The sequence below is a fragment of the Streptomyces pristinaespiralis genome, assembly GCF_001278075.1.
GTDB classification, from domain to species: Bacteria; Actinomycetota; Actinomycetes; order Streptomycetales; family Streptomycetaceae; genus Streptomyces; species Streptomyces pristinaespiralis.
On the sequence record NZ_CP011340.1, the window covers coordinates 1,397,381 to 1,423,662 of the forward strand.

The window sequence follows — 26,282 nt, forward strand, 5'->3', positions numbered from 1 at the left end:
GGGCCGGCGGGGCGGCCCGGGATTCGCCGTCACCCCCTCCCGAGGAAGTAACCCGGATGCGGCGGCTGGTTGTACGCCGTGTTCTGCCAGGCCAGGCCCGTGCGGTACATGCGGTCCTGGAGCAGGGTGGTGAACCGCTTGTCCGTCTCGATGGGCGTGGAGTAGATCCGCAGGGCGGTGTCGCCGGTGGTCGGCCAGACGACTTCCTCGCGCCAGTCGCCGAGGATGTCGCCCGAGAGCGACGGCGTGGACTTCGTGCCGTTGTTGGAGTGCACACCGGACGCGGTCAGCAGCCTCGTGTCGCCGCTGGTGCCGTACTTGTCGATGCGTGTGCCGTCCAGCAGTTCACGCGTCGTGTCACCGTCCCACCAGGCGAGGAAGTTAACGGACGACGGCTCGCGGCCCCGGGTGGTGCCGTTCTTGTCGCGGATGGAGGAGTCGGCCGCCGACCACATCTCGGCCCCGGCGTTGCCCGACCAGATGTCGCCGGCCACGCCGCGGCCGTTGTCGCTTCCCGTCCCGGTCTTCCAGCGGACGCTGCCGTTCGCCGGGTCGATGTACAGCGAGGACGGCTGGCTGGTGGACTCCGACACCTTGAAGTACTCCAGGCCCGGGTCGTCCGGGTCCAGGTCCGCCAGGTGCTGCGCGTCGCCGTGGCCGGTGCGGGTGGTCCACAGTCCGCTGCCGTTGTCGTCGACGGCCATCGCACCGTAGACGATCTCGTCCCGGCCGTCGCCGTCCACGTCGCCGATGGAGAGGCTGTGGCTGCCCTGGCCGTCGTAGCCCTTGCCCACGTTGGTGGAGCTGTTGGTGTCGAAGGTCCAGCGGCGGGTGAGCCGGCCGTCCCTGAAGTCCCAGGCGGCGATGACGGACCGGGTGTAATAGCCGCGGGCCATGATCAATGAGGGTGTGCTGCCGTTCAGGTACGCCGTGCCGGCGAGGAAGCGGTCGACCCGGTTTCCGTAGCAGTCGCCCCAGTTGCACACGGTGCCCCGTGCGGGCACGTAGTCCACGGTGGAGACCGCGGCTCCGTCCGACCCCCGGAACATCGTGAGGTACTCCGGACCGGTCAGGATGCGGCCCTCGCTGTTGCGGTGGTCCGCGCCGGAGTCGCCGATCACGGTGCCCTTGCCGTCGCGGGTACCGTCGGCGGTCTTCATCGCCACCTCGGCGCGCCCGTCCCCGTCGTAGTCGAATACCTGGAACTGCGTGTAGTGGGCGCCCGACCGGATGTTGCGGCCGAGGTCGATGCGCCACAGGCGGGTGCCCTCGAGGGTGTAGCCGTCGACGACGGTGTTGCCGGTGTAGCCGGCCTGGGAATTGTCCTTGGAGTTGGTGGGGTCCCATTTGAGGACGATGTCCAGGTCGCCGTCGCCGTCGAGGTCACCGACGGAGGCGTCGTTGGCCGCGTAGCCGTAGTCGGAGCCGCCCGCCGGTTTGGAGATGGGCACGTCCAGGTATCCGGCGCGCAGTTGGACGGCGTGTGCGGAGAAGCCCTGTTCCTGGCCGTTGACGACGGCCTTCACCTGGTAGTCGGCGTGGGCGGGCACGTTCCTGTGCCGGAAGTTCGTCGAGCCGGTGATGGGCTGGTCGTTGACCTTCGTTCCGGCACGGTAGACGTTGAACGCCACGTCGGCGGGGTCGCCTGCCAGCAGGCGCCAGCTGACGAGGTTGTCCTCCCCGTCGTGCACGCTGACCAGCCCCCGGTCCAGGTTCTCCGCCTGCACGGTGACGCCGGCCGTGGCCGTACCGGTCGCACTCGCGGTCGAAGCAGCGGAAGGGGACGGGGGCGAGAGGGCGAACGACAGCGTCGCCACCCCGCCGAGTGCCAGGCCGCCCGCGAGGCCTGCCGTCACGGCCCTGCGCAGATGTCTCGGGCGCCTGTGGCGGCCGTCGAGTCCGATTCGCACGTGTCCTCCTGAAGTCCGCGGTGGAAGTCCGGCGTTGCTCCTCTCTCCGTCGCCGCCGACCTCGGGAAGGTTGCCGCCTCCTCGCGGTGAACTCCCGGTGGTGCGTCCGGAGTTGGCGCACCGCCCGGTCTCTGCGCCCGCATTCGCCGCCGCCTCGGCGTCGCGGGCGCGCCGGTTCGGCGCTGTGGCGTTGCGGCCTTCCGGACACCGGTGCTCTGCGACAGACTTGGGTCCTGCGCAACGACAGGCGCCGCCGCCCGGCAGGTGACCAGGCGCTTCCGTGGAGGGGGACTCTGCGATGGCCGACGCACTGCCCGGTGAATTGACCGACGACGAGGTGCTCGCCGCCGTCGCCGAGCACCGGGGGCTTGAGGGTGACGACGAGCTGCGGCGCCTGGCGAGCGGCGCCAGGATCGAGCACCAGCCGCTCCTCGACTGCACGATCACACGCTGCATCGAGTCGCGGACGACGGGCGAGGAGACCCGCCCCGCGCCGTTCGACCTGTCGGGACGCCCGGTCGTCGACGACCTGGACGCCTACCGGCAGGATCCGCCGAAGGATCCGCGCCGTCGTGAGACGGTGCGCATCGTCCTGGACGGTTCGGTCCGTGAAGTGCCGTGCCACGACTGCAGCAACGGCAAGCAGCAGTGCCCCAACTGCAAGGGGACCGGCCGGCTGCACTGCGAGCCGCAGGTGCCGTGCACGGACTGCAAGTCCGTCACGTCCTGCACCAAGTGCCGCGGCCGGGGAGGATCACGCAAGGCCCCCGTCACACCCGCCGCGCCGCAGAAGGTGAAACAGCCCGGCGTGCGGGTCGACTGCGCCCTGTGCGACGCGTCCGGCACGGCGTGTCCGCGCTGTCTGGGCTGGGGCAAGACGCTGTGCACCGACTGCGGCGGGGACGGCAAGGTGCCGTGCCGGCACTGCCAGGGACGGGGACGGTGGCGCTGCGACACATGCGCCGGCAAGGGGCGGCTCACCGTCTGGCGGGGCGCGACGATCACACGGGCACCGGAGAACGAGGAGGTGACTCCCCCGCCGCCGCGCGCCCCGTGGATCGTCCGGTCCCGGCTGAGGAGCCGCGGTACGTGGCGGGAGACCGTGGTCGGACCGAAGGACAGGTTGCCCGCGGACCTCGCCGCTCACCACCGTTCCGCGATCGAGCGGAGCCTCGTCGGCAAGCGGAAGGGCGAAGTGACCCGGCAGGTCTCGATCCGCCACCTTCCGCTCGCACGCGTGGTGTTGTCGGACGTGCAGGACCGCGTCTACTACGTCTACCCGGGCGTGAGCCGGCCCCGGGTCACCTGGATCCCGTCCCGCCGGTGGGTCTCGCGTGTCGCCGCGGGGGCGGCCGCCGCCCTGACGACAGCCGTGCTGCTGTTCGTCGCGCTGCGCTAGGCGGCGGGACGGGTGACGTCCCGGCGGTACGGGCGGCCTCGCACGTCCCGGCGGTACGGCGCGTCCCCGGCGACCCTGCCGACCGGCGGTCCGCACGTCCCTGCAGGCCGCCCGCTGCCCGGCGCATACGGCGCGTCCCGGCGGCCTCGGCCCTGCCCGGCGCATACGGCGCGTCCCGCGGCCTCGGTCCTGCCCGGCGGCCTTCGCCCCGCCGCCGTCGTCGCGTGGCGTCGCCGTACCGCCGTCGTCGCCGTCGCCCCCGTCGCCGCCCTCGCCGCCGAGCTCGCAGTCCCCGCTCGCCCTGACGCTCCTGTCAGAGGAAATGACCGCTCGCGAGATAGGGAGCCGGGGGCTCCATGCCGCGGACCGCGATGTATCCCTCCTGGCCGAGGTCGAGCCGGGCGGCCAGACCGACGTCGACCGCCCACTCGTTGGCGATGGTGACGCAGTTGACGAGAGTCCTGCCCTTCGCCGAGGCCAGCGCCTCCCACAGCAGGTGCTGCGCCGTCTCCGGTTGCGCGGCCGCCAGCAGGACCGCCCGGCCCCGGTCGTCGATGTAGACATAGCCCCGGCGGCCGTTCGCCCGGGAGACGACGAGCCGCAGGGTGCCGAGCAGAAGGAGGTGATCGGGGCCGTGGCCGGCGCCGCGCAGGTCCTGGTCCAGCCGGTCCATCCACTCCAGGTCACCCTCATGCCCCTCATTGAGCCCGGCGACGGCCGCGGTGGCGGGCAGGGTGGCGCGGTCGACCGTTCCGACCATGCGCATCTGCGGGTGCAGCGAGAAGCCGGCCGTCCGGTACCGGCGGGTCGCGGCGGGGTGCACCGTGGAGGAGAAGATGCCCTGACGGCCGTCTGCGTGGGCCAGGACCGCGTCCATCATCCGCTTGCCGATGCCGCTGCCCTGACGACCCGGCAGCACGCCGTAGGTGGCGAGGTACCAGAGCCGGTCGCGGTTCTGCGAGATCGCGAACCCGACCACCTCCTCCTCGTCGCCCTCGACCGCGACCCAACAGCCTGCGGGATCCACGGTCAGGAAGTGGCGCATGCGGTCGATCCATTGCGCGGAGGCGGCCGGGGAGCGGGGTTCCGGCTCCGGTTCGCCGACCCTGCGGGTGCTTCTGTCGCCTTCGAGGAAGGTGATCCCCGAGGCGCGTTCCGCCGAAGGGAGGTCGTCCTCCCGCATGAGCCTGACGCGTACCCCTTCGGCCCGGCGGGGGCGGGCGGGTCCACCGTCCGCCTGCTCACCCTCCACCCGCACGCCGTCCACCCGTACGCCGTCCACCCGCACGCCGTCCACCCGCACGCCGTCCGCCCGTACCTCGTCCGCCGGTTCCGAACCTGTCCGTTCCGCCTTCGCCCGTACCGAATCCATCGGCGCAAAGTACCCACCGCCGCCGGTCGTATGCGAACCGATGACGCTGCTCGCCGGCCGGTCTCCGTCCCGGCCCGTGGGCTCAGCCCCGGTCCTGTGCCCACTGCGTCAGTTCCGCGCGGGCCGCCCGCAGCAGGTCGGCGGAGGGTGTCGTCGCACCGTCCGTCACCAGGGCGACGTGAAGGCCAGGCCCGTCGTCGTCCTGCGCCGTGAGCAGGACGCGGCGGCTGCCCGTGCCGCCCGGTTCCGGGGCGACAGCGACCGGGGTGCCGGGTTCGTACGAGGGCAGGCCGTGCAGCGCTCCCAGGTCGGAGACCACCGTCGTGCGGGCCGGGTCGAACGACGCAGGCAGGTGGAGCTCCGTCGGGGCGGACGTGCCGTCCGGGCGCCACAGCAGCACCCCGTACCGGCCGGTGCCGACCAGTTCCGCGACACGTGGCATCGAGGCCGGGACCGGGTTCCAAGTGAGCGTGGTGGCGCCGTCGCGGGAGCGGTCCTCGTAGGTGAATCCGAGGACGCGGCCCGCCGTCGCGCTCGGATAGAGGCGGTCGAGGAGCCGTGCGTCCTGGCGGAGCACGGCGGCGCCCGAGTCGTCGAGACGGACGGCGGACAGGTCCTCGTCGTTCCAGGCGTCGCCCTCGGTCAGCACCTTGTCGGGGTTGCCGTTCATGAGCTCGTGGTGGCGGCCGTTGTAGATGTCCCACTGCCACTGCGTCCCGGAGAGAACCCGGCCCGAGTCCTGGGCCCGCGACCACCAGGTGGCGCCGGGCAGGCGGGAGTCGAGGGCCTGGTACATCCCCTTCAGCACGCCGGGGGCCTTGTCGGCGACCGCCCCGGCCAACGGGTGGCCGAACTCGCTGACGATGCCCGCCGTACCCGCGTCCGCCGCCCGGTCGCGGACGGTGGCGAAGTCGCCCGCGTACTGTCCGTCCTTCGCCTTGCCCCACATGAAGACTCCGGAGATGGCCTTCTGGTCGTAGAAGTGGGTGTTGAAGACGTAGCGGGGGCCGAGGGCGGAGCCGGCGTCGAGGAGACCGCCTTCCTGCCGCTGGAAGTCGAGATTGGCGTTCCAGAAGAGGTTGGGTTCGACGAAGGCGGGTTTGTCGCGCCAGCCCGCCTCGTCCATCCGGGCGCGGAACTTCTCGTAGAACGGCCAGAGCACGTCCCGTTCCCAGGCGCGACTGCTCTGTCCTGGTTCGTACGTCCCCGCGTGCGGTTCGTTGTACGGGTCGAATCCGGCGATACCCTCGAACTCGCCGGGGGTGAGGTGCTCCGCGAGGTACTCCATCACCGAGCGCGCGGTGGTGAGGAAGGCGTCCTGGACGCCGCCCCTGTTGTGCCAGAAGTCGTACGTCGCCCGGGTGACGGCCTTGTTCTGCGTGATGTTCTGGCCCCAGAAGAGGCAGACGCCGCAGGATTCACGCGGGTAGTTGCCCTGCTCCACCGCCCAGGCCGGAGCTCCGTCGCCGGTGTACCAGCTGTCCTCGTGGAAGAGGTGGCGGGAGTGGAGGTCCTGGTGGAAGTCCGGGTAGACGCGGATCCCGGCCCTGAGGAAGGCGCGCAGCTGTTCGGTGACGGCGGCGAGGTAACGCTCGTCGACGCGGCCCCGGACCGGTTCCGCGTAGGCCCATGAGAGCAGGAATCTCGCGGTGTTGGCGCCGCCGAGCCTGCGCATCGCCGCCGCGGACTTCTGGGCGTCGGCGACGGAGGCGAAGGGCAGGCCGTGGTTCTCGTCGAGCTTGGTCCCGCCCGAGACGTTGTAGCCGCGCAGCACGACCTCGCGGCCGAGCCCGTCGGTGAAGCGGCCGTCCTCGACGGTCAGGGTGGCAGCGGCCCGCTCGTCGAACCAGAGGGCGCCGGGCAGCCGATCGTCGGCGGCCCCGGCCCGGGACGCTCCGGCGACGCTCGTCAGCGAGGAACTCACGAGAACCACGGCCAGGAGAACGAGCAGACGCGCACGCATCTTCGCCATGACACCCACCGTGACTGACGGCCCGTCAGGTTGTCAACGCGCGGGGGTTCGGCACGGGACCGTGACGCACCCACAAAGGGGAACAGGCGTGCCCCGGGCCATGAGGGGCACCCGTATCCACGACACAGAACAACAGGAAGGGTACGGTCATGGAGATTTCCGGCATCATCAGCGCGATCCTCATCGGCACCCTGATCGGCGTGCTCGGACGGCTGGTGGTACCCGGCCGGCAGCACATCGGCATCCTGTGGACCATCGTGGTCGGGATCGCCGCCGCCTTCCTCGGCACCGCTCTCGCCGCCGCGTTCGGCGACGCCGACACCGACGGCGTCGACTGGGTCGAGTGGCTGTTCCAGATCGCACTCGCCGCGGTGGGTGTGGCCGCGCTGAGCCGCGTGAAGGCGCTGCGCTGACCTCAAGTCCCGGGAATTTCCCTGCTGGGCGCCCATACCGCCACGGCCCGGCGCCCCGGCGCCCCGCTCAGCCGAGCTTTTGGCACAGCAGCGCGTCCGGTGTACGGGACGAGCCCACGCGGCCGGTGTACGCGACACCCGCCGCGTACTCGTCGTCCGCGCACTGGCCCTTGAACCGGCCGTGGGCGAAGTCCCCGCCGCGAGCCTCGGGCGGGCGGTTGTCGCCCCGGTCGAACCAGACGGTCCGGCCGTCGGTGCCGAGCGGCGTCCGGGCCGCGGCGCACAGGGCGGCGGAGACGGCCGAGCCGCGGACGCTGTAGCCGGTGAGGAAGTGACCTGCGGGGCACTGGAGTTTGGTGTAGCCCCACGCCCAGTCGCCGCCCGGCCGGACATGGCGCTCGTCGCGCACCACCTCGTACGGGCCGTCGGCCGCCCAGAGATCACGTGCCGCCGTGTCGGTGCACAGCCCGCGATTGCCGGTGTGGGCCAGGCCGGCCAGTCGCTGGCCGTCGGGACAGGCGGCCTTGCGGGCGCCCGCGTCCCAGTCGCCCACGGCCCGCATCCGCAGCGACTGAACGTGGTCGCCGTGGTCCGGGCCGAGCATGGACCAGCGGTCCGTGGACGGGACGTGTCCCGTGCGCCCCTGCGCGGCGACGAGGCGGCTCCACGCACCGGCACGCCAGTCGTCGCCGTCGAGGACGCCGATGCGCCGTCCTGCGGAGTCCCAGTGGAGCAGGGCCCAGCCGTTGCCCTTACGGTCCTCGTGCCAGCCGACCATCGGCCAGTACGCGAAGTCGGCGTCCCTGGCGATCAGATGGTCGACGAAGTTCTCGAACCAGGCACGCGGCTTCTCGCCGTGCTCGTCCCGGCCGCCGATCCCGAACTCGCTGATCCAGACGGGCGCGGTGAAGTGCCGGTCGGCCTGCCCGGCCACGTAGAAGGCCTGCCGGTCGAGAACGTCGAACAGTTCGTCGCGGCCGAAGTCCCGGTAACGGTTGTCTGAGGTCTCTCCCGGCCCGGTGGCGCCCGTGTGGTGGGGGCCGGTGTAGTCGTAGAAGTGGGCGGAGTAGACGAGCTTGCCGGACCGTACGAGCGTGTGGGACAGCCGCTGGACGGGCTCCAGGGTGGGGCGGCCGTGCGGAAGGCCGTCGACGGGGACACCGGTCCAGTTGATGCCTTCCACGACGATCAGGAGGTCCGGATTCGCCTCCTGGAGGATGCGGTCACCGAGGCGCTGTGAGGCGGCGAACCAGTCATGGCGGTCGCCGAGGCCCCAGTTGGGGTCGTCCCAGACGGAACGGCGCACCTCGTTGTAGAGGTCGGCGCCGACGACGCGTGGATCGTCGCGGTAGCGGCGGGCCATGAACAGCCAGTCGGCCTCCCATTCCACGTCGCTGCGGCTCGCGTTCCAGCGTTCGTTGCCGTCGACACCGCAGCACCAACGGGTGGTGTTGGTGTGGTTGTTGAGTATGACCGCGAGTCCCGCGCCGGTGAGGGCGGCGACGACCGCGTCGTAGACCTGGAGAGGCGTGCGACCGCGCAGGGCCGGGTTGGCGGCCACCGACGCGTCGGCGACGACGCGCCGGTCGTGCACCATCTCGTTGGAGAAGGGCAGGCGGACGCTGTTCAGCCCCAGTTCGCGGAAGCCGGCGACGATCTCGGAGACGGGGGCCCGGTCGAGTCCGAGCGGGATACGGTCCGCCTTCTCGCCCGCGTGGTGGTTCGCCGCGGCCTCGCGGTCGCCGGTTCCGGTCCATGTGCCGCTCGCGCCGTGCCAGTTGCCGGACCTGAGCTTGAAGCGGTTGCCGTGGGCGTCGACGATGTAGCGGCCGCGGGTGCTCAGTGGCGGGGTCCAGTCGGTGGCGGACGACAGGGCGGATCCGGGCGACGGAACCCCGGCGGGCGACGACGGTACGGGGCCGGGCGACGGAACGGGCGTCGCCCCGGACCCTGCGGTGACGGCCGCATCGGCGGCCGGTGGTCGCGGCGACGCGGTCGCTTCCGCGGGGATCGTCGCCGCGGTGCTCGCCAGGAGCGCGGCCAGAGCGGTCGCGACCAGCACCTTCGCCTTGCCGAGGGATCCGTCCATGACCGACCGTCCGTTTCCGGCGTGCGTTGTCCCGCGACCGGCCGGCCGACGTACACCGGAGCCGGACACGGGCCATGACCAAGGGGGGTGAATTGACATGGCTCCGCCATAGTGGCGGGGCCCGGCCCCGGTGAACAGAGGGCCGATCCCTCGGCCCACGGCCCGATGTCCCGGCGAGCTCGGTCACCACCGCGCGTTCAGTGGGCAGGAGCCACCGCGGTCTCAGCCCCAGGTCCTGCCGGCCGGTTCCTTGATGGTCCGGTTGATCCGGTTGAAGAAGTTGGTCAGCGCGATCTCCAGGTTGATCGCGCCGATCTGCTCCTCGGTGAAATGAGCGTTGGCCTCTTCCCAGATCTCGTCGGTGACGCCCTCCGCGCCGTCCTGCAGCCGGGTGGCGGCCTCGGCCAGCGCCAGTGCCGCGCGTTCCGCCTCGGTGTAGAACGGCGTCTCACGCCACGCCGCCACGTTGTGCAGCCGCTCGTCGGTCTCACCGGCCTTCTTCCCCCCGGCGACACCGGCGTAGACGCACGCCGAGCAGCCGTTGATCTGGCTGGCGCGCAGGTGGACCAGCGTCAGCAGCTTCGGGTCGACGCCCCCGGCGGCGATCGCCTTGTGGAGGTGCTGGATCGCGGTCCACACATCGGGGTTGTTCGTATTCTTGTTCTTGAGCCGGTTGTCCATGGGGAGTGCTCTCCTTCATCGGGTTACGTCGCGGCGCCTGTGCGCGTCATCCCTGTGACGGATCAGCTACCAGGGAGGTAACACCATGGCCGCCACCCACCCCGCGGACCCGGTCGCCGATGCCTTCGAGGGCCATCGTGACCGGCTCAGAGCCGTCGCCCACCGCGTGCTCGGATCGCACGCCGACGCGGAGGACGTGGTCCAGGAGGCGTGGCTGCGTCTCTCCCGCCAGGACGCCGGCACCATCGACAACCTCGGCGGCTGGCTGACCACCGTGGTCGGCCGCCTCAGTCTCGATGTCCTGCGATCGGGCCGGACGCGCCCGGAAGTCTCCTTGGACGACCGGTTGCCCGAGGTCACTGTGACGCTCGACGACGCTCCTGCTCCGGAAGAGCTCGTGGCGCTCGGGGACTCCGTCGGCCTCGCGCTTCTCACGGTCCTCGACTCGCTGGGCCCGGCCGAACGACTGGCGTTCGTGCTGCACGACGTGTTCGCCGTGCCCTTCGCGGAGATCGGCGACATTCTCGGCAGGTCCGCCGACGCGACCAAGATGCTCGCCAGTCGCGCCCGCAGGAAGGTGCGAGCGGCCCAGCAGCCGGGGAACGCCGGACGACAACAGCGCGAGGTGGTTCGAGCCTTCCTGGCCGCGGCCGGCGAAGGTCGGTTCGAGCAGCTGCTGGAGGTTCTCCACCCGGAGGTGCACTTCACCGTCCACACCCCGAGCGGCCGGTTCGTCACGCTCGGAGCCACCGAAGTCGCCACCCGCGCACGAGTGGCCGGCGGCGCGGCCCGAGGACACGCGGCAACCGTCGACGGCCGCCCGGGCGTCATCTCCTGGAGCGAGGACGGCACCCCGCTCTCTCTCCTGGCCTTCACCGTGGCCGACGGCCGCATCACAGAGATCACCGCTGTGGTCGACCCGGCCCAACTCGCGCTCATGGACCTGCCGGACCCGGTGTGACTCCCCTGCGGCGACCGCTCGTCCTCGATGTGGCCCCGCCGGATCCCGCCGAGACGGCGAACGCGGCCACCGACGGGCGCAGGGTCCGGCGGCCTGGAGGTTGCCTGCCCGGGCGGTCCCGGGCGCAGTGCGATGCCCGCCGCGCGGACGGGAACCGCGTCACCGCTCTGGTGGGGCGCGGCAGGCTCATGGACCGGCCGGCGCGGGGAGCCGAGCGGGGCCAAGACCTCACATGCGGGACCCTGCCCGTCTCAGCGGGCCGCGTCCAGCTGCCTCTTGGGGCCGCGCACGGCCGCCTGCCGCTCCTTCTCCAGCGCGCCCTCCGCCCAGAGCGAGCGCACATGTCCGAGGTGGCGGGCCATGCACTTCTCGGCGCCCTTCGCGTCACCCGCCACCATCAGGTCGAGCAGCTCGATGTGCTCCTCGGCGGACGGGATCAGCTGGTCGCGCTCGTCGAGCGCGGTCAGTCCGTACAGCCGCGAACGCTTGCGCAGGTCGCCGACCGTCTCGACGAGTCGTTCGTTGCCGGCGAGCGCCAGGAGGGAGAGGTGGAACCGGCGGTCGGCCTCGAGGTAGCCGATGAGGTCGTGCTCGCGTGCCGCACGCACGATCTCCTCGGCCACGGGCCGCAGCGCCTCCAGGTCCTCGCGGGAGGCGATGCCGGTGATCCGGCGGACCATGGGGACCTCGATGAGTATGCGGATCTCGGCGTACTGGTCGAGATCGCGCTCGTTGACCTCGGTGACGCGGAAGCCCTTGTTGCGGACCGGCTCGACGAGGCCCTCACGGGCCAGGTCGAGCATCGCCTCGCGCACCGGTGTCGCGGAGATCCCGAAGTCCTCGGCGAGGCCGGGCGCCGAGTACACCTCACCGGGACGCAGTTCGCCGGAGATGAGCGCGGCACGCAGGGCGTGGGCGACCTGGTCACGCAGCCGCTCCCTGGCGGTGATGAGGTTGCGCTGCTTCAGGTGCCCCATGGTGGTGGTGATCCCTTCGCCGTGTGTCCTCGTGGCCGAGAGGATCACCAGCGTACAATGTCACGTTGTTTTGGCAGGTCCCTGGACCGTCCGGCCCGCACAACTCCCCCGCTACAGCAGGAATCCTCCGGGGAAGGGGTCGTCCGGGTCGAGGTAGTACTGCGCGGTGCCCGTGATCCAGGCCCGTCCGGTGATGCGGGGTACGACGGCGGGTACCCCGCCGACCTCCGTCTCCGCGACGAGACGGCCGGTGAACTCGGTACCGATGAAGGACTCGTTGACGAAGTCGCGGTGCAGCGGCAGCGCGCCACGGGCGTGCAGCTGCGCCATCCGCGCCGAGGTGCCGGTGCCGCACGGTGAGCGGTCGAACCAGCCGGGGTGGATGGCCATGGCATGGCGTGAGCGGTGCGCGTCGGAGCCGGGTGCGGCGAGATAGACGTGCTTGACCCCTGCGATCTCGGGCTGCTCCGGGTGGACGGGCCGGTCCGGGGAGGCGTTGATCGCCGACATGACGGCGAGTCCGGCCGCGAGCAGGTCGTCCTTGCGGGACCGGTCGAACGGCAGCCCCAGCGCGTCCAGTTCGACGAAGGCGTAGAAGTTCCCGCCGAAGGCGAGGTCGTACGTCACCGTCCCGTGCCCCGGCACGTCCACCTTGCGGTCGAGGCCGACGCTGAAGGCGGGGATGTTGGTGAGCGTGACCGCCTTGGCCGCGCCGTCCTCGACGTGCACGTCGACGGAGACGAGGCCGGCGGGGGTGTCGAGGCGGACCGTGGTGACGGGTTCGGTGACCGTGACCATGCCGGTCTCGACGAGGACGGTGGCCACACCGATGGTGCCGTGCCCGCACATCGGCAGCAGGCCGGACACCTCGATGTACAGCACGCCGTAGTCGGCGTCGGGGCGGGTCGGCGGCTGGAGTATCGCGCCGCTCATCGAGGCGTGGCCGCGCGGCTCGTACATCAGGAGCGTGCGCAGATGGTCCAGGTGCTCGATGAAGTGGAGCCTGCGCTCGGCCATCGTGGCGCCGGGGACCACCCCGACGCCGCCGGTGATCACGCGCGTGGGCATGCCCTCGGTGTGTGAGTCGACGGCGTGGAAGACATGACGGGTCCGCACGGGAGTCCCTTCCTGTGAGGCGGATCGGCGGGTCAGTGGTGGCCGTCGGCGACGGCCTTCTCGGTCGCCGCGCGCACTGCGGCCCGCGCCTCGGCGGGCAGCGGCATACGCGGCGGTCGGGTCGGACCGCCGCGACGGCCGACGACGTCCATGGATTCCTTGACGGCCTGCACGAACTCGGTCCTGGAGTCCCAGCGCAGCAGCGGATGCAGTGACTTGTAGAGGGGCACCGCGAGGTCGAGCCGCCCGGCGACGGCGGCGTGGTAGAGCTCGGCGCAGGTGGTGGGGAAGGCGTTCGGGTAGCCGGCGATCCAGCCGACCGCTCCGGCGAGGGCCAGCTCCAGCAGCACGTCGTCCGCGCCGATCAGCAGATCGAGGTCCGGGGCGAGTTCGCCGATCTCGTAGGCCCTGCGCACATCGCCGCTGAACTCCTTGACGGCCACGATGCTGCCGTCGGCGTGCAGCCGGGCCAGCAGCGCGGGGGTGAGGTCGACCTTGGTGTCGATGGGGTTGTTGTAGCCCACCACGGGCAGCCCCACGCGGGCGACCTCCGTGTAGTGGGCACGCACCGCCTGTTCGTCGGCGCGATAGGCGTTCGGCGGCAGCAGCAGCACGCTTCCGCAGCCCTCCTGTGCGGCCTGTTCCGTCCAGCGGCGGGACTCGGCACTCCCGTAGGCGGCGACCCCGGGCATCACGCGCGCGCCGTCGCCCGCGGCCTCGACCGCGGTGCGGACGACACGGGCACGCTCGTCGTCGGTGAGGGTCTGGTACTCGCCGAGGGAGCCGTTGGGCACGACGCCGTCGCAGCCCTCGTCGACGAGCCGGCGAACGTGCTCGGCGTAGGCGTCGAAGTCGACGGAGAGGTCGTCGCGCAGGGGGAGGGCGGTGGCGACCATGATGCCGCGCCAGGGGCGTTCGGCGGTCCAGGTGGGGGTGGCTCGGGTGGCGGTCATACGGGAACCTCTTTTGTAGGTGTGACATCTCGTGGAGCCGTGCACGGGACCTACGGGCGTCGGATCCCTCAGTCGTGGGGTCCGGCGGCACCGTCCGGACGGGAGGCATCGGGCAGTCCGGCCGCTCGGTCGGGCACGGCGGGCGTGGCCGGCGCGACGGGCGTGGCCGGCGCGACGGGCGTGACGGGCGTGGCGGGCGTGACGGGCGGCTCGTTCGCACCGAGGGCTCCGAGCACTCCCAGCGGCACGGGCCCCGCGAGTGGCCGGCGCTCCGGGGACGGTGGCGGGGACAGCGGGTCCTGACCCGCCGCGAGGCAGGCCACGGCCGCCCCGCACACCCGGCCCTGGCACCAGCCCATGCCCGCGCGGGTGAGGAGCTTGACGGTGCGGGCGTCACGGGCGCCGTAGGCGTCGACCGCCTCGCGGACGGCGCCCGCCGTCACCTCCTCACAGCGGCACACTTCCGTCGCGTCGTCCAGCCACTCGGCCCAGCCCTTCCCCGGCGCGTGCACGGCGGCCATGGCACCGGCGAAGGCGCGCATGCGCTCGCGCCGCCGCTGAAGCTCCCGCACCCGCCCGTCACGCTGCGGTCCGGGCCCGCCGCGCACATGGGCGGCCACCGCGATGCCCGCGATCTCCCCCTCCGCGCGGGCGAGTTGCGCGCCGCCGATGCCACCGGTCTCGCCCGCCGCCCACAGTCCGGGCACCGAGGTCTGCTGCAACGGGTCCAGCGCCAGGGCATACGTCCCGTCCCGCACCCGCCGCGTGGCGCACCCGAGGCTCGTGGCGAGCTCGGTCTGCGGGACGAGACCGTGACCCACCGCGAGGGCGTCGCAGACGATCCGGCGGCCCGTCCCCCGCACGGGCCGCCAGTCCCGGTCGACCCGGGAGACGGTGACCGCCTCCACCCGGTCCGTGCCGTGGACCTGGGTCACCGCGCTGCGGGTGCGCAGCCGCACCCGGCGCGCGAGCAGCGTCGCACCGTGGATCGCGGCCTGGGCGAGCTTCTGCGGGTCGGCGGCGAGGACGGCCGGCCGGCGCGCGTAGCCGAGGTAGCCGGAGGCCTCCACCACCGCGGGGACGCGCGCCCCGGCGGTGGCGAGCGACGCGGCGACGGCGAGCAGCAGCGGGCCGCTGCCCGCCACGACGACGCGTCCGCCGGGCAGGACGAGTCCGGCCTTGAGCATCGCCTGCGCTCCCGCGGCGCCCACCACTCCAGGCAGCGTCCAGCCGGGGAAGGGCAGTTGGCGTTCGTACGCGCCGGTCGCGAGCAGGACCGCGCGGGCACGTACGCGCACCGGGCGCTCGCCGTCGCCGTCCGCTCCGGTGACCGCGTGCACCGTCCAGCGCGTGTCCGTCCCGTCATGCCGTTCCACGGTCCAGACGTGGTGGCCGGCGAGATGGACGACGTCGCTCGCCCCGAGGCGGCGGCGCAGACCGGCGAAGGCGGACCAGTCGTGGTGCAGGGCCTCGGGGCGCACCGCGCCGACGGCCGGGGCGGGGTGGCGGTAGAACTGGCCGCCGATCCTGCCCGCCGTGTCCAGCAGGGCGACCGAGAGCCCCCGTTCCGATGCGGTGACGGCGCCGGCGAGGCCCGCGCAGCCCGCGCCGATCACCGCGAGGTCGTACACCTCTGCGTACGGGTCGCCGGCGGCCCGGTCAGACGGCGAGCTCGGCATGGCCGTGTCCTTCCTGAGTGGTGATCGTGTCACCGGGACGGGCGGGCACCAGGCAGGCCCGCCTGTTGGGCCGTCCGTTGATCGTGGCGAGGCAGTCGTAGCAGTGGCCGATGCCGCAGAAGGCTCCGCGTGGACGGCCGCCCCTGCGCGTGGTGCGCCAGGCGAGGACGCCGGCCGACCACAGGGCGGCGGCGACGGACCGGCCCGGGAGCGTGGTGATCGGGCGCCCGTCGAAGGTGATCTCGAACGGGGGCTGTTCGGGTGTCGCTCCGACGAGTTCGGCGGGGGTGCGGTCACGCGCCATGGCGCGTCTCCTTCCGGGGTGTCCGAGGCATGGGGGGCGGGGCCGTTCCGAAGCGGTCGGGTCTGAACGGCTGGATGTCCATGGGGAGTTCGTCCCCGGCCAGGATCCGGGCGACGATCATTCCCGTGGCCGGGGCGAGTCCTATCCCCGCGCCTTCGTGCCCGCAGGCGTGCAGCAGGCCGGGTACGCGCGGGTCGGGGCCGATCGCGGGCAGATGGTCCGGCAGGTACGGGCGGAATCCGGCGTACGTCCGGATCGCCCGCACCCCGGCGAGCACCGGGAACAGGCGGGTCGCCTGACTCGCGAGGCGGCGCACGGCCTCCACCGACAGGGTGCGGTCGAAGCCGACCCGTTCCCGGCTCGCTCCGATCAGCACGGGGCCCGCCGGGGTGCCCTCGACGACGGCGGAGGTCTGGAGCGCCGCCGAGCCGCTGGCGACGTCGGTGATGTAGTCGGCCGTGTAGACCTTGCGCCGTACCACGCGGGGCAGCGGCTCTGTGACCAGGACGAAGCCCCGCCGGGGAAGCACGGGCAGGTCCACTCCGGCGAGTCCGGCCAGTCGTCCGCCCCAGGTGCCGGCGGCGTTCACCACATAGGGGGCGTGCAGATCACCGCTCGCGGTTCGTACGCCGCGGACCTCGCCGTTCGCGCCCTTGAGCACCCCGGTGACCTCCTCGCCCAGGCGCAGCAGGGTCCGGCCGGATCCCTGTCCGCCGGCGGCACGCAGCAGATGGGCCGCGGCGAGTGCGGGCTGCACCTGGGCGTCCTGGGGATAGTGGAAGCCGCCCGCCAGGTCCGGGGCCAGGTGGGGTTCCAGGTCCCGGAGCCGGTCGCCCATGACCTCATGGACCTCGACCCCCGCCTCCTGCTGCCGGGCGGCGAAGTCGCCAAGGGCCGCCAGGGACGGCCCGGTGGAGGCGACGACCAGGCCGCCCTTCGCCTCGTACTCGATCCGGGGCGGCAGCAGGTCGGACAGCTCGCGCCACAACCGCCGTGACAGCAGGGCCAGTTCGAGTTCGGGGCCCGGCTCCTTGTCGGAGACCAGCAGATTGCCTTCACCGGCTCCCGTGGTGCCGCCCGCGACGGGGCCGCGGTCGATCACGGTGACGGAGAGGCCGGAGCGGGCCGCGTAGTAGGCGCAGGCGGCGCCGACCACACCCGCTCCGACGACGATGAGATCCGGGGAGTTCCTCGTGGTCACGTCAGTAATATTTCACATTGCACCCTGCCTGCCAAGGGAGCGGCGCCCGGTGGTCTTCCGAACAAGGGCCTCTCGCAACTGCCTCCCGGCCAACGCCCGTTGGTCAGGGCTGTCAGTCAGTGGCCGTCGGCCGGCGTCCGTGGGTCAGCGCCCCCACTCCACGCCTCGATCGCGTCCGGGGTGCGCGGCAGCGCATCAGCCGCGCCCCCTCCGCCGTGATGACGAGGTCGTCCTCGACGCGCACGCCGATACCCGCGGTTCGACCGGGAGCGTCTCGTCGGCCGACTGGAGGTACAGGCCGGGCTCGACCGTCAGCACCTACCCCTGCTCCAGCACCCATCGCGCCCCCGGATCTCGCGCGACCGGCGGCCGGCGCGGTCCGTCAGGCGGCCTGCCACTTCCCCGAGGCTTCCGGAGGGACGGCACGACCGCGAAGCACGGTGCACAGGTCTTTACAGTGCCATTTCACATTACTACGTTACGCATCACATAGCGCCGGGTGTTCCAACCGGCGCCCGCGCCAAGGCTGTTGACGCCCGAGGCGCCTTCCGCCGCACAGCGCGTCTGTTGCCACCTCCCACACAGGAGCCGATGTGTTCCAGTCCGGAAAGCCGCGCCGACCTCTGCGCCCGTTCGCGCGCGGATCACTGCGCGCAGCCCTGATCACCGCCGCGACGGCGCTCACGCTCTGCGTGACGGCCGTCCAGCCCGCCCCCGCCGCCGAGCCCACGTCCGGGGCCCCCGCCGCGCCTTCGGCGATACGGCCGGCCTCCGCGCCGAACCCCACCGACCGGGTCGACCGCCTGTCGAAGGCCCCTGACCGGGCTGCCCTTCCGCTGCCGGCGCCGGGCGGCCTGACCGGCGGCCGCGTCCCCGGGCCCCGTACACCCGAGCGGAAGGGCGGGGCGAAGGCGCAGCACGCCGCCCTCGGCGCGGCGGCAGTGCCCTGCACGCTCGACGGCGTCACGGGCCTTCCCCCGGAGCGGTTCGCCGACTTCCTCGCCGACCCCGCCGTCACCGCCGACGGCTGCCTGCGGTCGGTCCTGTGGACCTGGGACCGGCGCCTCGTCCCCGTCATGTCGGACGCGCACGTCCGGACCGTCTCCCGCCGCATCACCGCACTCGCCGCCGCCCACGACGGCGGGAACGGCAGCCACCTGCTGGAGATGTTCACGTATCTCCACGCCGTCGCGTACCACGACTTCTCGCGCGACGAGATCGACATCACCGACGCGCCGACCCTGAACACAATGCGCCGTGCCGTCGCCGCCTTCGGTGCGGCGCCCCGCACCTTCGACGCCACCCGCACCAACGCCGAGACGCTGCGCGAGGCGCTCTACGCCGCCTCGGCCCCCGGCCTGCGCCAGTACCAACTCCCGCTGGTCAAGCAGGTGCTGGCCACCATGGACGCACGGCACCCCGACACCGCGCAGGACACCTCCTGGGCCGGTGCCGCGCTCGCCGCGCTCAGCCTGAACTACCTCGGCGTCCACCCCGGCAACCAGGACACCGCCTTCCACGCCGCGGCGAAGGCCGCCCCTTCCTACCGGGCAGCCTTCAGGTCGTTCGCCACGCACACGCATCTCAAGGACAGGCCCAACGCCTGGGTCGTGCGCGACGCGCTGAGCGAGTACGGCCGCTTCGGCCAGATCGACGGGCTGCGCACCGGGACCGTCTCCGGCCTCGGCACTCTCCTTGGCGTCACGGCACAGAACTTCGGTGACATGAGCGACCCGTGGGCGAAGGTCGCCACCTGGCTGGGGGTGTACGAGGCCTGCGCCCCCTACCGCGTGTGCAAGTCCGACATCGAGAAGCGCCTCTTCCCGTACACCTACGTCTACGGCGTCGACGCCGTCGACCGCATCAAGGTCCGCACCGGCCTCGCCCGGTCCACCGTCGACCAGCTGTACTACGCGAGCAAGCAGGTCAAGGCGCAGTTCCACCGGGTGGTCGGCAGCGAGGAACCGCTCGCGGGCGACCCCAACTCCGCCCTGGACATCGTCCTGTACTCCTCCCGCAAGGAGTACGAGATCTTCCACCCGCTCCTGACCGGCATGGGCACCGACAACGGCGGCATCTACATCGAGAAGGGCGCGACGTTCTACACGTACCAGCGCCGGGTGCCGCAGGACTCCTCACTGACCCTGGAGGAGTTGTTCCGCCACGAGTACGGGCACTACCTCAACGGCCGGTGGGCGGTGCCGGGCTTCTTCGGCGAGGGTCCGTGGTACGAGGGCGACCGGACCACAGCGATGGACGAGGGCACCGCCGAGTTCTTCGCCGGCGCCAGCCGCAGCGACGGCGTCAAGGTCCGCAGGTCGCTCGTCCAAGGCGTCATCGACGACACCGCGAACGGCGGGCCGCGCATGAGCGTGGACCGGCTGCTGCACGCCACGTACGACGGCGACGGCTTCCGCTTCTACGACTACGCGGGCACCTTCTTCGAGTTCCTCTGGACACAACGGCCCTCCCTGCTACGGGACATGTACCGCACCCTGCGCGCCGACGACCCGGCCGCGTTCGACGCCTGGCGCGACAGGCTCGGCAAGGACGCGGGGCTGCAGAGCGCGTACGACGCCTTCCTCGACGCGCAGATCGCCCACGTCGACGACCTGTTCGTGCCGGACACCGCCTATGTGCCGCTGGACCAGCTGCGCGACGGCTCGGCCGACGAGGTCCGCGCCTCCTTCGCCGCGACGACCGGCAGCACCCCGGCCTGCCGGGGCAGCGGCACGACCGAGCGTCCCCGGTTCGTCTGCACCGGCCGCGTCACCGCGCACCTGACCGACGCCGGCGACGCCGACCTCGTCTTCAAGGACATGTCCGAGACGGTCGACCACTTCCTCCTCGACCGTGCGGCCGGCGGAGACAACAACCTGATCGACATGAACTGCTCGTTCGACGAGGTGGACATCTGGTCCGGCGGACGTGCGGGCACATCCGACTACAGCTGCGAGGGCCCCCTCCGCGGCTGAGACGCCGCACGAGGCGCTGCGGCCGCGGGAGCGCACCCGTGCGACGTCCTGCACCCGCGCGCGTCACCGCCCCACACGGTGGCGCGCGAGGGCCTTTCATTCTCACGCCCGCACGATCACGATCCGTCATGACCTGACAGGCGATCCGGTCTGTCAGGATCCCTGCTGATGAGTGAGAACGAGAACTGTGTCCGGTGCGGCGGGATCGTCGCCCCGGACGGCCGCTGCTGGGACTGCGGCCACGCACAGCCGGCCTTCCGGTCGCACGTCGAGGTCACGGCTCCGGACGGCGCGGCGGGCGTCAGCGACCGCGGCGGGCGACGCGGTGTCAACGCGGACGCCATGGCCCTGACCCGGCGCGGGGGCTGGACGATCGGCGTCGTCTGCGACGGCGTCTCCATGTCACCCAGGGCGGAGCGCGCGGCGCAGGTCGCGGCCGAGGTCGGGGCGCGTGTGCTGGCGGCGCGGCTGCCGGCGGGCGTGCTTCCGGAGACGGCGCTCGGCGAGGCCGCGGCCCGCGCGGCACAGGCCGTCGCCGCCTTGGCCACCCCGGCGGACACGGAGGTGTCACCGGCCTGCACGTTCGTCGCGGGCGTGGCCGGCCCGGAGGGTATCTGGAGTGCGTCGATCGGCGACAGCCGTGCCTACTGGCTGCCGGACGAGGGCACGGGCATGACGCTCACCGAGGACGACATCGGTGAACACGACGCCCTCGCCGCCTGGTTGGGCGCGGAGGCGGAGGACACGGAGGCACGCATCCGGAGCTACCGGCCGTCCGTGCCCGGCCGTCTGCTGCTCTGCACGGACGGGTTGTGGCGCTACCTGCCCGACGCCGAGGGCCTGCGGGACGCAGTCATCCGCGTCCCGCAGGCGTCGACCGACGGCGTCGATCTGCTGCCGCACGCACAGGAGTTGGTGCGGTACGCGCTCGACGCGGGCGGGCACGACAACATCACCGCCGTGCTCATCCCCGTCGACGCGACCGCTCCCCCGGACCGCGCCGCCCCGGAAACACCGGCCCCGGGCGGCCCCGCCGCGTGACCGCCCCCGGCGCCGGGAACGGGCCGAGGAGAGCGCCGGGCACCGGCAGTAGATGCCTACGATGCAGACGACGGGCGAGTTGCTGGGTTCCGGCCGCAGCGCGGACGTGTACGCGATCGACGACAAGTGGGTCCTGCGGCGCTCCCGCCACGGTGACGGTGCCGCCTCCCGAGCGGCACTGATGAAGTACCTGGCGGGCCACGGATATCCGGTGCCGGAGGTGGACCCGGCGCACCCCGCCTGCGCGGACCCGGAAACCGCTCTGGTGATGCGGCGGCTGTCCGGGCCCACGATGGCGCAGGCCATGCTCGACGGTGCGCTGACGGCCGAGCAGGCGGGGCCGCCCTGGGGCGACTGCTGCGGCAGTTGCACTCCGTCCCGGCCCCGGCGGGCCTCGCCGCGACGGCGAACGGTGGCCCCGCGGCCCGGATCCTCCATCCGGACCTCCACCCGGAGAACGTGCTGCTCACGGCGGACGGCCCGATGGTCATCGACCGGACGAACGCCGCGGTCGGGCAGCCCGCTCCCGAGTGGGCGATGTCGGCGCTCGTCCTCGCTCAAGTGGCTCTCGGATTCCCGCCCGACGTCTCGGTCGGCGTACGCCGGGGTCCGACGGCCATGCTCGCCGTCGCGTGCAGTGATGCGGCCGACGTCGTCGGCCGGCTCCCTCAGGCAAGGGCCCGCCGGGCCGACGATCCGGGCATGAGCGCCGGGGAGATCGCGCACCTGGACGAGGCCGTCGCCCTCGCCAGGTCCGCGGCCGGCTCACCGTCCTGCCGTTCGGCCGTCACGCCACACCGTCCGCGGAAAGAGACCTCCGATCGGATCGACGAAGACCGGTGACCGCGCGCCGCGTCGGGACGCCTCCGCCCGGCGGCCTACACCGCGCAACCGCAGTGCGGGCAGGCCTTCCACGAGGCCTGTATCGGTTCTCTGCACGAGCCGCAGCTCCGCCGACGCAGCTGACCGCAGTGCGGGCAGGCCACCCAGTTGCTGTCCTCGATCGTTCTGCCGCACCGCGTGCAACGGAGCAGGAGCCGAGGGAGCTCCTGGTGCAGCCATTCGAGGATCTCGACCGTCAAGCCGTATGCGGTCTCCGCGTATTGGACGGCCTCTCGCCCGCGATGGGCGGAGTCGTTGCGCAGGTTCCGCAGCCAGTGGGCGGCCGCGGTCACCCGGGTGGGCATCACTCCGAACTTGCTCAGCTCTTCGATGGCACTGCTGATGGCCTTGGGCGGGACCCGGTCGAAGCACCTCTCGTAGAAATCGGCCAGCTCCTGCTCGATGACCTTCCCGGCCTTCACCACGGCCAGCTCGGGCTCGACGGCCAGGAGGGAGCGGATACTCCGCAGAGCCTGTCGGTATTCGTCCCCGAGGGCCGCGACCCGTTCGATGATCCGGCTGTCACTGTCCGTGTCGTCCAAGCCGTTCGCCATGAACAGACGTGAATGGCGGCCGAGGAGAATCGGTGCGCACATGATCGAATCGGAATAGCCGAGGCGCAGCGTCGATCTCTCGTCGGCCGTGGTGCGGTCGACCCTCTCGTCGAGAGGTTCGAGAGCCGCCGAGAGGTCGGGCATGTTTCCCGAGTACAGGCCCGTGGAGACGAGGAAGTCCCATGAGCTGCGCAGCGATGCGGTTATCTCGTCCCGCGTCTGGGCCGTGGAAGCACTGGTGGATTCGACCCACTCGATGCCGTCGCGGAAAATTCTTTCACAGTCGGTGATGGACAGCGCGTCGGCGAAGACGCCTTGCAGAAAGTGGAGTTCACGCGAGGAGACGCCGAGGCGCAGCTTCCGCGAGACATCGTCGTGTGTCTTCACCAGAGCCCGCACAGCGGCAGGCTTCTCCTGTGCCGTGTCACTGCTCACGCACAGCAGATTCAGCTGACTCCCCGAATCCTCACCGGTGAAGACACGCTTGCCGCCGAGGCGGACCGCCATGGTCGTAAAGGGTTCCCAGCAGGAGACCGCGTCGATGAATCCCGCTTCGAACGCCATGACCTGGTCGTTCGGGGGGAGGTCGACGTAGACCGGGTTGCGGTCGGTCGCCTTCGCCCAGGCGTGGGCGATTTCGTGGCCCGTGCTGCCCGAGACCGTTCCGATGCGGGGGCGTGAGGACAAGGTGCCCCTGGTGACCACCGCGTGCCCGTTGCCCAGTCGCTGCGCGATCCCGACGGCCCGGACGGGAAGCCCGTAGGAGTAGCCCAGGAGGAAGGGGGTCGAGCCGAAGTACGCAGCATCCAGCGTGCCTGTGAAGAATTTGAGCATCGACTGCAGACCCGAGGTCGCGAATATGAAGTTGACCGACGTCGGCACGGTTGAACTCCTAGGATCCCCAGAGGGTGTTGTAGGCAGCGAGCAAGACGGAGAAAGCGACAATCGTGCTGTTGATCGTGGTCAGCATGCCGGGCGACGTTATCCGGGACAGCTTGGTTCCGATGAGCAGGGCCACGAGTTGCATCGGCAGGCAGACGAGCGCCAGGAGCATCGCGTTCGCTATCTGGTCGCCGACCACCAGGAAGGTGAGCACCCGCACCACGGCCGATACGAGCAGAACGCGCGTCACGACGATTCTCAGGTCGTGGGGCGTGAGGATGCGCTGCAAGTAGATGACGAGAGGGGGACCGTTGATCCCGGTGATACCGCCGATGAATCCCGCCAGCAGCCCGACCACGGCTCCCCCGCGGGACCCGATTTTCTGCGACTCCTCGACCGGCCCCCTGCGCTGGGCGATGACCACTGACGCCAGGCCGATGACGACGGCGACCATGAGGAGCACGGCAGCGGCGATGCTCGGGATGTAGCTGAGCGCCACGACTCCGGCCGAGGTGCCGACGGCCATGGTGGCCCCGACGAGGAAACCTTCACGGCCCCGGCGGATCTGACGGTCGGTGACCGTCATGGCCGCCCCCGAGGTCGCATCGAGAACTCCTGATGCGGCCACGGCGAGAGGCTGGTTGAACAGAACGGAGGCCACCGGCACGAACAACAGCGCCGGACCGAACCCGGTAAGCCCTTTGAGTCCGTAGGCGAGGAGAGAAAGGACGGAAATGATCGCCAGGAGCTCCACACTGAGGGTCATCAGGTCCTTTCAGTCCGGCAGGGGGCATCCGACCGCGGAAGCCCGTGTCCCGTGATCAGGGCGCACCGACGATCGCGTCTGCGAGGTCGCTCGAGGGTACAGAGCGTCGACGGCTGCCTGCACACGGTGAGACGGGCCTCGGCGTCCCGGCGTGGGCACATCCCCGACCGCGCCTGATTGCCGCCGCCTCCCTGCAGAGGCCGGACGGTACGGCACAGGGGTCTGCGTCTGCCGAGCAGTCGGGCGAGCGCCGCCGGCGATCGTAAGGGCGGACCACAGCACATATCGATCGAGACACCGGCCGACCCCCGTTCGTAAGCATCCCGCACGCCAAGCCCAGCAGCGCCCGTGGCGACCGGTCAAGGGCATTTCGCGGCAATCCGTCCTGCTCGCGGAGCGGGGACTTACGACGACGCAATCGCGGGACCGCGCCGCGCGGGACAGGTGAGGTGCGGGAAGGAGGCCCGGGCCGCGGTTCAGGCGAGCCAGCGGCCGTCGCGCATGAGGTCGCGTCCCCGCAGCTCGTTCGCCTCTCGCCACGCCTGGACGCGCCGCGGACGGATCAGGAAGTACTGGTACGGCTCGTCGAGCTCACGCGGGTCGAAACCCGTCTTCGTCGCGAACGCGTCACCCGTCCCGGGGGCGAGGGCCGCGATATCCACCGGCTCGGCGGTGCCGTCGACGAGGACGACGTCGCGGGTCGGCCCGAGGCTGAGGCGCACCCGGTCGTCGGCCAGCAGGTTGCGGCCGGTGACCGAGGCACGCGGCGTCGAGATGAGGAACGCCGTCCCGTCCCAGAGATACGAGAGGGGGATGAGGTGGACGCCGCCCGGGTTGCCCGTTGTCGCGACCCAGAGATCGACGTCGTTCTCCAGTCGCGCGCGAGTGTCCCGCAGTCTCTGGTCAAGTCCACGCGGCGGCGCGCCCGTCATGCTTCCTCCGGTCGGTCTGTCTGTCGGTCGGTCGGCTCGATGCACGGCCCCTTCCGCCGGAAGAGGGCTCTGCGGTCGTCACGGGTCAGGGCGTGGGCGCCGGCGCCGTGGCCTCCCAGGCGAAACCGTCCGGGTCGGTGAAGGTCCCGGCGCTGCCGCCGATCACGAGCCGGTGCGATCCGGTGCCTTCGGGAGAGACGCCGGCGACCTTCGCCAGGCCACGGCGCTTGTAGAGGGCCAGTTTGACGGGACCGGACCCGGCGGCGAACTCGACGTACTTGCTGCCGAAGCTCTTCGCCACGGTGAGACCGTGGTCGACGTAGAACCGCTTGGTCTCGGCCATGTCCGCGACCCCCAGAAGGAGCACGATCTCGTCGATCTGCCGGGTGGCCGGGCCGGTGTCCTTCTTCGACGACGACGCGACCTGCCAGATCGTCCCGTCCGGGGCCTGCACGACGCCCCCGTAGCCCCAGAGCGACTTGGTGGCGGGCTTCAGCGTCGTGGCGCCGGCCTCCACGGCCGCGTCGACGAGGGCGTTGACGTTCGCCGGCTGGGACACCACGAGCGACAGCGTGAACCCGCGGAAGCCGGTCGTCGGTGCCTCCGAGGCCCGCAGGCGTACCTGCGGGCCCAGACCGAAGGCGGTGGTGTAGAAGCGGTCGGCGGCCGTGGGGTCGACCACCTCGAGGGTGACGGATTCGATGTTTGCCATGGTCATCACGCTAGTTGCGGCTCTACGACCGGCGCTTCTTGATTCCTGACCGGTTGTGTCACCGCCCTCGCCGCGTACGGCGGCATGCCCTCCGCAGCGCCCGTGGCGCGGTGCCGGTAGGCGCTGGGAGACATGCCGACCAACTCGGTGAAGCGGGTGCCGAAGGTCCCCTGCGTTGCGCAGCCCACCGCGAAGCAGACCTCGGTGACATCGAGGTCACCACGGCGCAGCAGCGCCGTGGCCCGCTCGATGCGGCGTGTCATCAGGTAGGAGTACGGCGACTCGCCGTAGGCCAGCCGGAACTGGCGGCTGAGGTGCCCGGCGGACATGTTCGCGCCGCGGGCCAGCGCCTCGACGTCCAGCGGCTGCGCGTACTCCCGGTCGATCCGGTCACGGACGCGGCGCAGTCGCGCGAGGTCCTTCAGGCGCTGCGCCGCGGTGAGTGCGCGCGCCCATCCGGGACGGCACATGAGAGAACCCCTTTCGTGAAGGGCGGGCCGCGAGGAGCGGA

The 26,282-nt window shown here is 71.7% G+C and carries 22 protein-coding genes; 6 read left to right on the forward strand and 16 right to left on the reverse strand.

Annotated features, from left to right (window positions below; translation table 11 throughout):
• Nucleotides 1-29: 29 nt before the first annotated feature.
• Nucleotides 30-1,910, reverse strand: a complete 1,881-nt coding sequence (locus SPRI_RS05785) for a rhamnogalacturonan lyase (RefSeq protein WP_005309263.1) — start codon at nt 1,908-1,910, stop codon at nt 30-32.
• 298 nt (nt 1,911-2,208) lie between these two features.
• Here SPRI_RS05785 and SPRI_RS39180 point away from each other — a divergent pair, with 298 nt between their 5' ends.
• Nucleotides 2,209-3,309, forward strand: a complete 1,101-nt coding sequence (locus SPRI_RS39180) for a hypothetical protein (RefSeq protein WP_037773249.1) — start codon at nt 2,209-2,211, stop codon at nt 3,307-3,309.
• Nucleotides 3,310-3,622: 313 nt separating this feature from the next.
• Here SPRI_RS39180 and SPRI_RS05795 read toward each other — a convergent pair whose 3' ends face one another.
• Both SPRI_RS05795 and SPRI_RS05800 read right to left on the reverse strand, forming a co-directional pair.
• Nucleotides 3,623-4,681 carry a GNAT family N-acetyltransferase gene (locus tag SPRI_RS05795; protein WP_078951209.1) on the reverse strand — a complete coding sequence of 353 codons (1,059 nt, stop codon included), beginning with the start codon at nt 4,679-4,681 and terminating at the stop codon, nt 3,623-3,625.
• 82 nt (nt 4,682-4,763) lie between these two features.
• Nucleotides 4,764-6,653, reverse strand: coding sequence for a cellulase family glycosylhydrolase (locus SPRI_RS05800; protein ID WP_005309266.1), 1,890 nt, complete (start codon nt 6,651-6,653; stop codon nt 4,764-4,766).
• A gap of 149 nt (nt 6,654-6,802) precedes the next feature.
• Here SPRI_RS05800 and SPRI_RS05805 point away from each other — a divergent pair, with 149 nt between their 5' ends.
• Complete coding sequence (locus SPRI_RS05805) at nt 6,803-7,066, forward strand: GlsB/YeaQ/YmgE family stress response membrane protein (protein ID WP_053556740.1); 264 nt, start codon at nt 6,803-6,805, stop codon at nt 7,064-7,066.
• 67 nt (nt 7,067-7,133) lie between these two features.
• Here SPRI_RS05805 and SPRI_RS05810 read toward each other — a convergent pair whose 3' ends face one another.
• Together SPRI_RS05810 and SPRI_RS05815 are read right to left on the reverse strand one after the other, a co-directional pair.
• Nucleotides 7,134-9,155: a glycoside hydrolase family 5 protein gene (locus SPRI_RS05810; RefSeq protein ID WP_005309268.1), complete on the reverse strand. Its 2,022-nt coding sequence runs from the start codon at nt 9,153-9,155 to the stop codon at nt 7,134-7,136.
• A gap of 222 nt (nt 9,156-9,377) precedes the next feature.
• On the reverse strand, nt 9,378-9,836 hold the full coding sequence (locus SPRI_RS05815; RefSeq protein WP_037773251.1) for a carboxymuconolactone decarboxylase family protein: 459 nt from the start codon (nt 9,834-9,836) through the stop codon (nt 9,378-9,380).
• An 85-nt stretch (nt 9,837-9,921) separates the two neighbouring features.
• Here SPRI_RS05815 and SPRI_RS05820 point away from each other — a divergent pair, with 85 nt between their 5' ends.
• Nucleotides 9,922-10,797, forward strand: a complete 876-nt coding sequence (locus SPRI_RS05820) for a sigma-70 family RNA polymerase sigma factor (protein WP_005309270.1) — start codon at nt 9,922-9,924, stop codon at nt 10,795-10,797.
• Nucleotides 10,798-11,048: 251 nt separating this feature from the next.
• Here SPRI_RS05820 and SPRI_RS05825 read toward each other — a convergent pair whose 3' ends face one another.
• From SPRI_RS05825 to SPRI_RS05850, 6 genes are all read right to left on the reverse strand, one after another.
• Nucleotides 11,049-11,774, reverse strand: a complete 726-nt coding sequence (locus SPRI_RS05825) for a GntR family transcriptional regulator (RefSeq protein ID WP_037775982.1) — start codon at nt 11,772-11,774, stop codon at nt 11,049-11,051.
• 111 nt (nt 11,775-11,885) lie between these two features.
• A complete protein-coding gene (locus tag SPRI_RS05830) occupies nt 11,886-12,890 on the reverse strand; it encodes a proline racemase family protein (protein WP_005309272.1) in 1,005 nt (334 codons plus the stop codon).
• A 32-nt stretch (nt 12,891-12,922) separates the two neighbouring features.
• The gene (locus tag SPRI_RS05835; RefSeq protein ID WP_005309273.1) at nt 12,923-13,843 is read right to left on the reverse strand and encodes a dihydrodipicolinate synthase family protein; all 921 of its coding nucleotides are present in this window, start codon (nt 13,841-13,843) and stop codon (nt 12,923-12,925) included.
• Between the two features lie 68 nt (nt 13,844-13,911).
• Nucleotides 13,912-15,522, reverse strand: a complete 1,611-nt coding sequence (locus SPRI_RS05840; RefSeq protein WP_053556741.1) for an NAD(P)/FAD-dependent oxidoreductase — start codon at nt 15,520-15,522, stop codon at nt 13,912-13,914.
• The gene (locus tag SPRI_RS05845) at nt 15,503-15,826 is read right to left on the reverse strand and encodes a (2Fe-2S)-binding protein (protein WP_005309276.1); all 324 of its coding nucleotides are present in this window, start codon (nt 15,824-15,826) and stop codon (nt 15,503-15,505) included. Before SPRI_RS05845 ends, SPRI_RS05840 begins: the two co-directional genes overlap by 20 nt.
• Nucleotides 15,816-17,027 carry an NAD(P)/FAD-dependent oxidoreductase gene (locus SPRI_RS05850; RefSeq protein WP_005309277.1) on the reverse strand — a complete coding sequence of 404 codons (1,212 nt, stop codon included), beginning with the start codon at nt 17,025-17,027 and terminating at the stop codon, nt 15,816-15,818. Before SPRI_RS05850 ends, SPRI_RS05845 begins: the two co-directional genes overlap by 11 nt.
• 593 nt (nt 17,028-17,620) lie before the next feature.
• On the opposite strand from SPRI_RS05850, the gene SPRI_RS05855 reads away from it, so the two are divergent.
• The 3 genes from SPRI_RS05855 to SPRI_RS39835 all read left to right on the forward strand — a co-directional run bounded on the left by SPRI_RS05855 (nt 17,621) and on the right by SPRI_RS39835 (nt 21,886).
• Nucleotides 17,621-20,002 carry a collagenase gene (locus SPRI_RS05855; protein WP_005309278.1) on the forward strand — a complete coding sequence of 794 codons (2,382 nt, stop codon included), beginning with the start codon at nt 17,621-17,623 and terminating at the stop codon, nt 20,000-20,002.
• Nucleotides 20,003-20,170: 168 nt separating this feature from the next.
• Nucleotides 20,171-21,043, forward strand: a complete 873-nt coding sequence (locus tag SPRI_RS05860; protein ID WP_053556742.1) for a PP2C family protein-serine/threonine phosphatase — start codon at nt 20,171-20,173, stop codon at nt 21,041-21,043.
• Nucleotides 21,044-21,409: 366 nt separating this feature from the next.
• Entirely contained in the window at nt 21,410-21,886 is a 477-nt protein-coding gene (locus SPRI_RS39835) for a phosphotransferase (protein WP_050791423.1), read from the forward strand.
• A 35-nt stretch (nt 21,887-21,921) separates the two neighbouring features.
• Here SPRI_RS39835 and SPRI_RS05870 read toward each other — a convergent pair whose 3' ends face one another.
• The 5 genes from SPRI_RS05870 to SPRI_RS05890 form a co-directional block, all read right to left on the reverse strand.
• On the reverse strand, nt 21,922-23,361 hold the full coding sequence (locus SPRI_RS05870) for a DUF4145 domain-containing protein (protein WP_005309279.1): 1,440 nt from the start codon (nt 23,359-23,361) through the stop codon (nt 21,922-21,924).
• Between the two features lie 10 nt (nt 23,362-23,371).
• The gene (locus SPRI_RS05875) at nt 23,372-24,127 is read right to left on the reverse strand and encodes a sulfite exporter TauE/SafE family protein (RefSeq protein WP_005309280.1); all 756 of its coding nucleotides are present in this window, start codon (nt 24,125-24,127) and stop codon (nt 23,372-23,374) included.
• Nucleotides 24,128-24,603: 476 nt separating this feature from the next.
• Nucleotides 24,604-25,059, reverse strand: a complete 456-nt coding sequence (locus SPRI_RS05880; RefSeq protein ID WP_005309281.1) for a pyridoxamine 5'-phosphate oxidase family protein — start codon at nt 25,057-25,059, stop codon at nt 24,604-24,606.
• 85 nt (nt 25,060-25,144) lie between these two features.
• Nucleotides 25,145-25,771 (reverse strand): VOC family protein, encoded by a 627-nt coding sequence (locus SPRI_RS05885; RefSeq protein WP_005309282.1) that lies wholly within the window; start codon nt 25,769-25,771, stop codon nt 25,145-25,147.
• Between the two features lie 5 nt (nt 25,772-25,776).
• A complete protein-coding gene (locus tag SPRI_RS05890; protein WP_005309283.1) occupies nt 25,777-26,241 on the reverse strand; it encodes a helix-turn-helix transcriptional regulator in 465 nt (154 codons plus the stop codon).
• Nucleotides 26,242-26,282 lie beyond the last annotated feature (41 nt).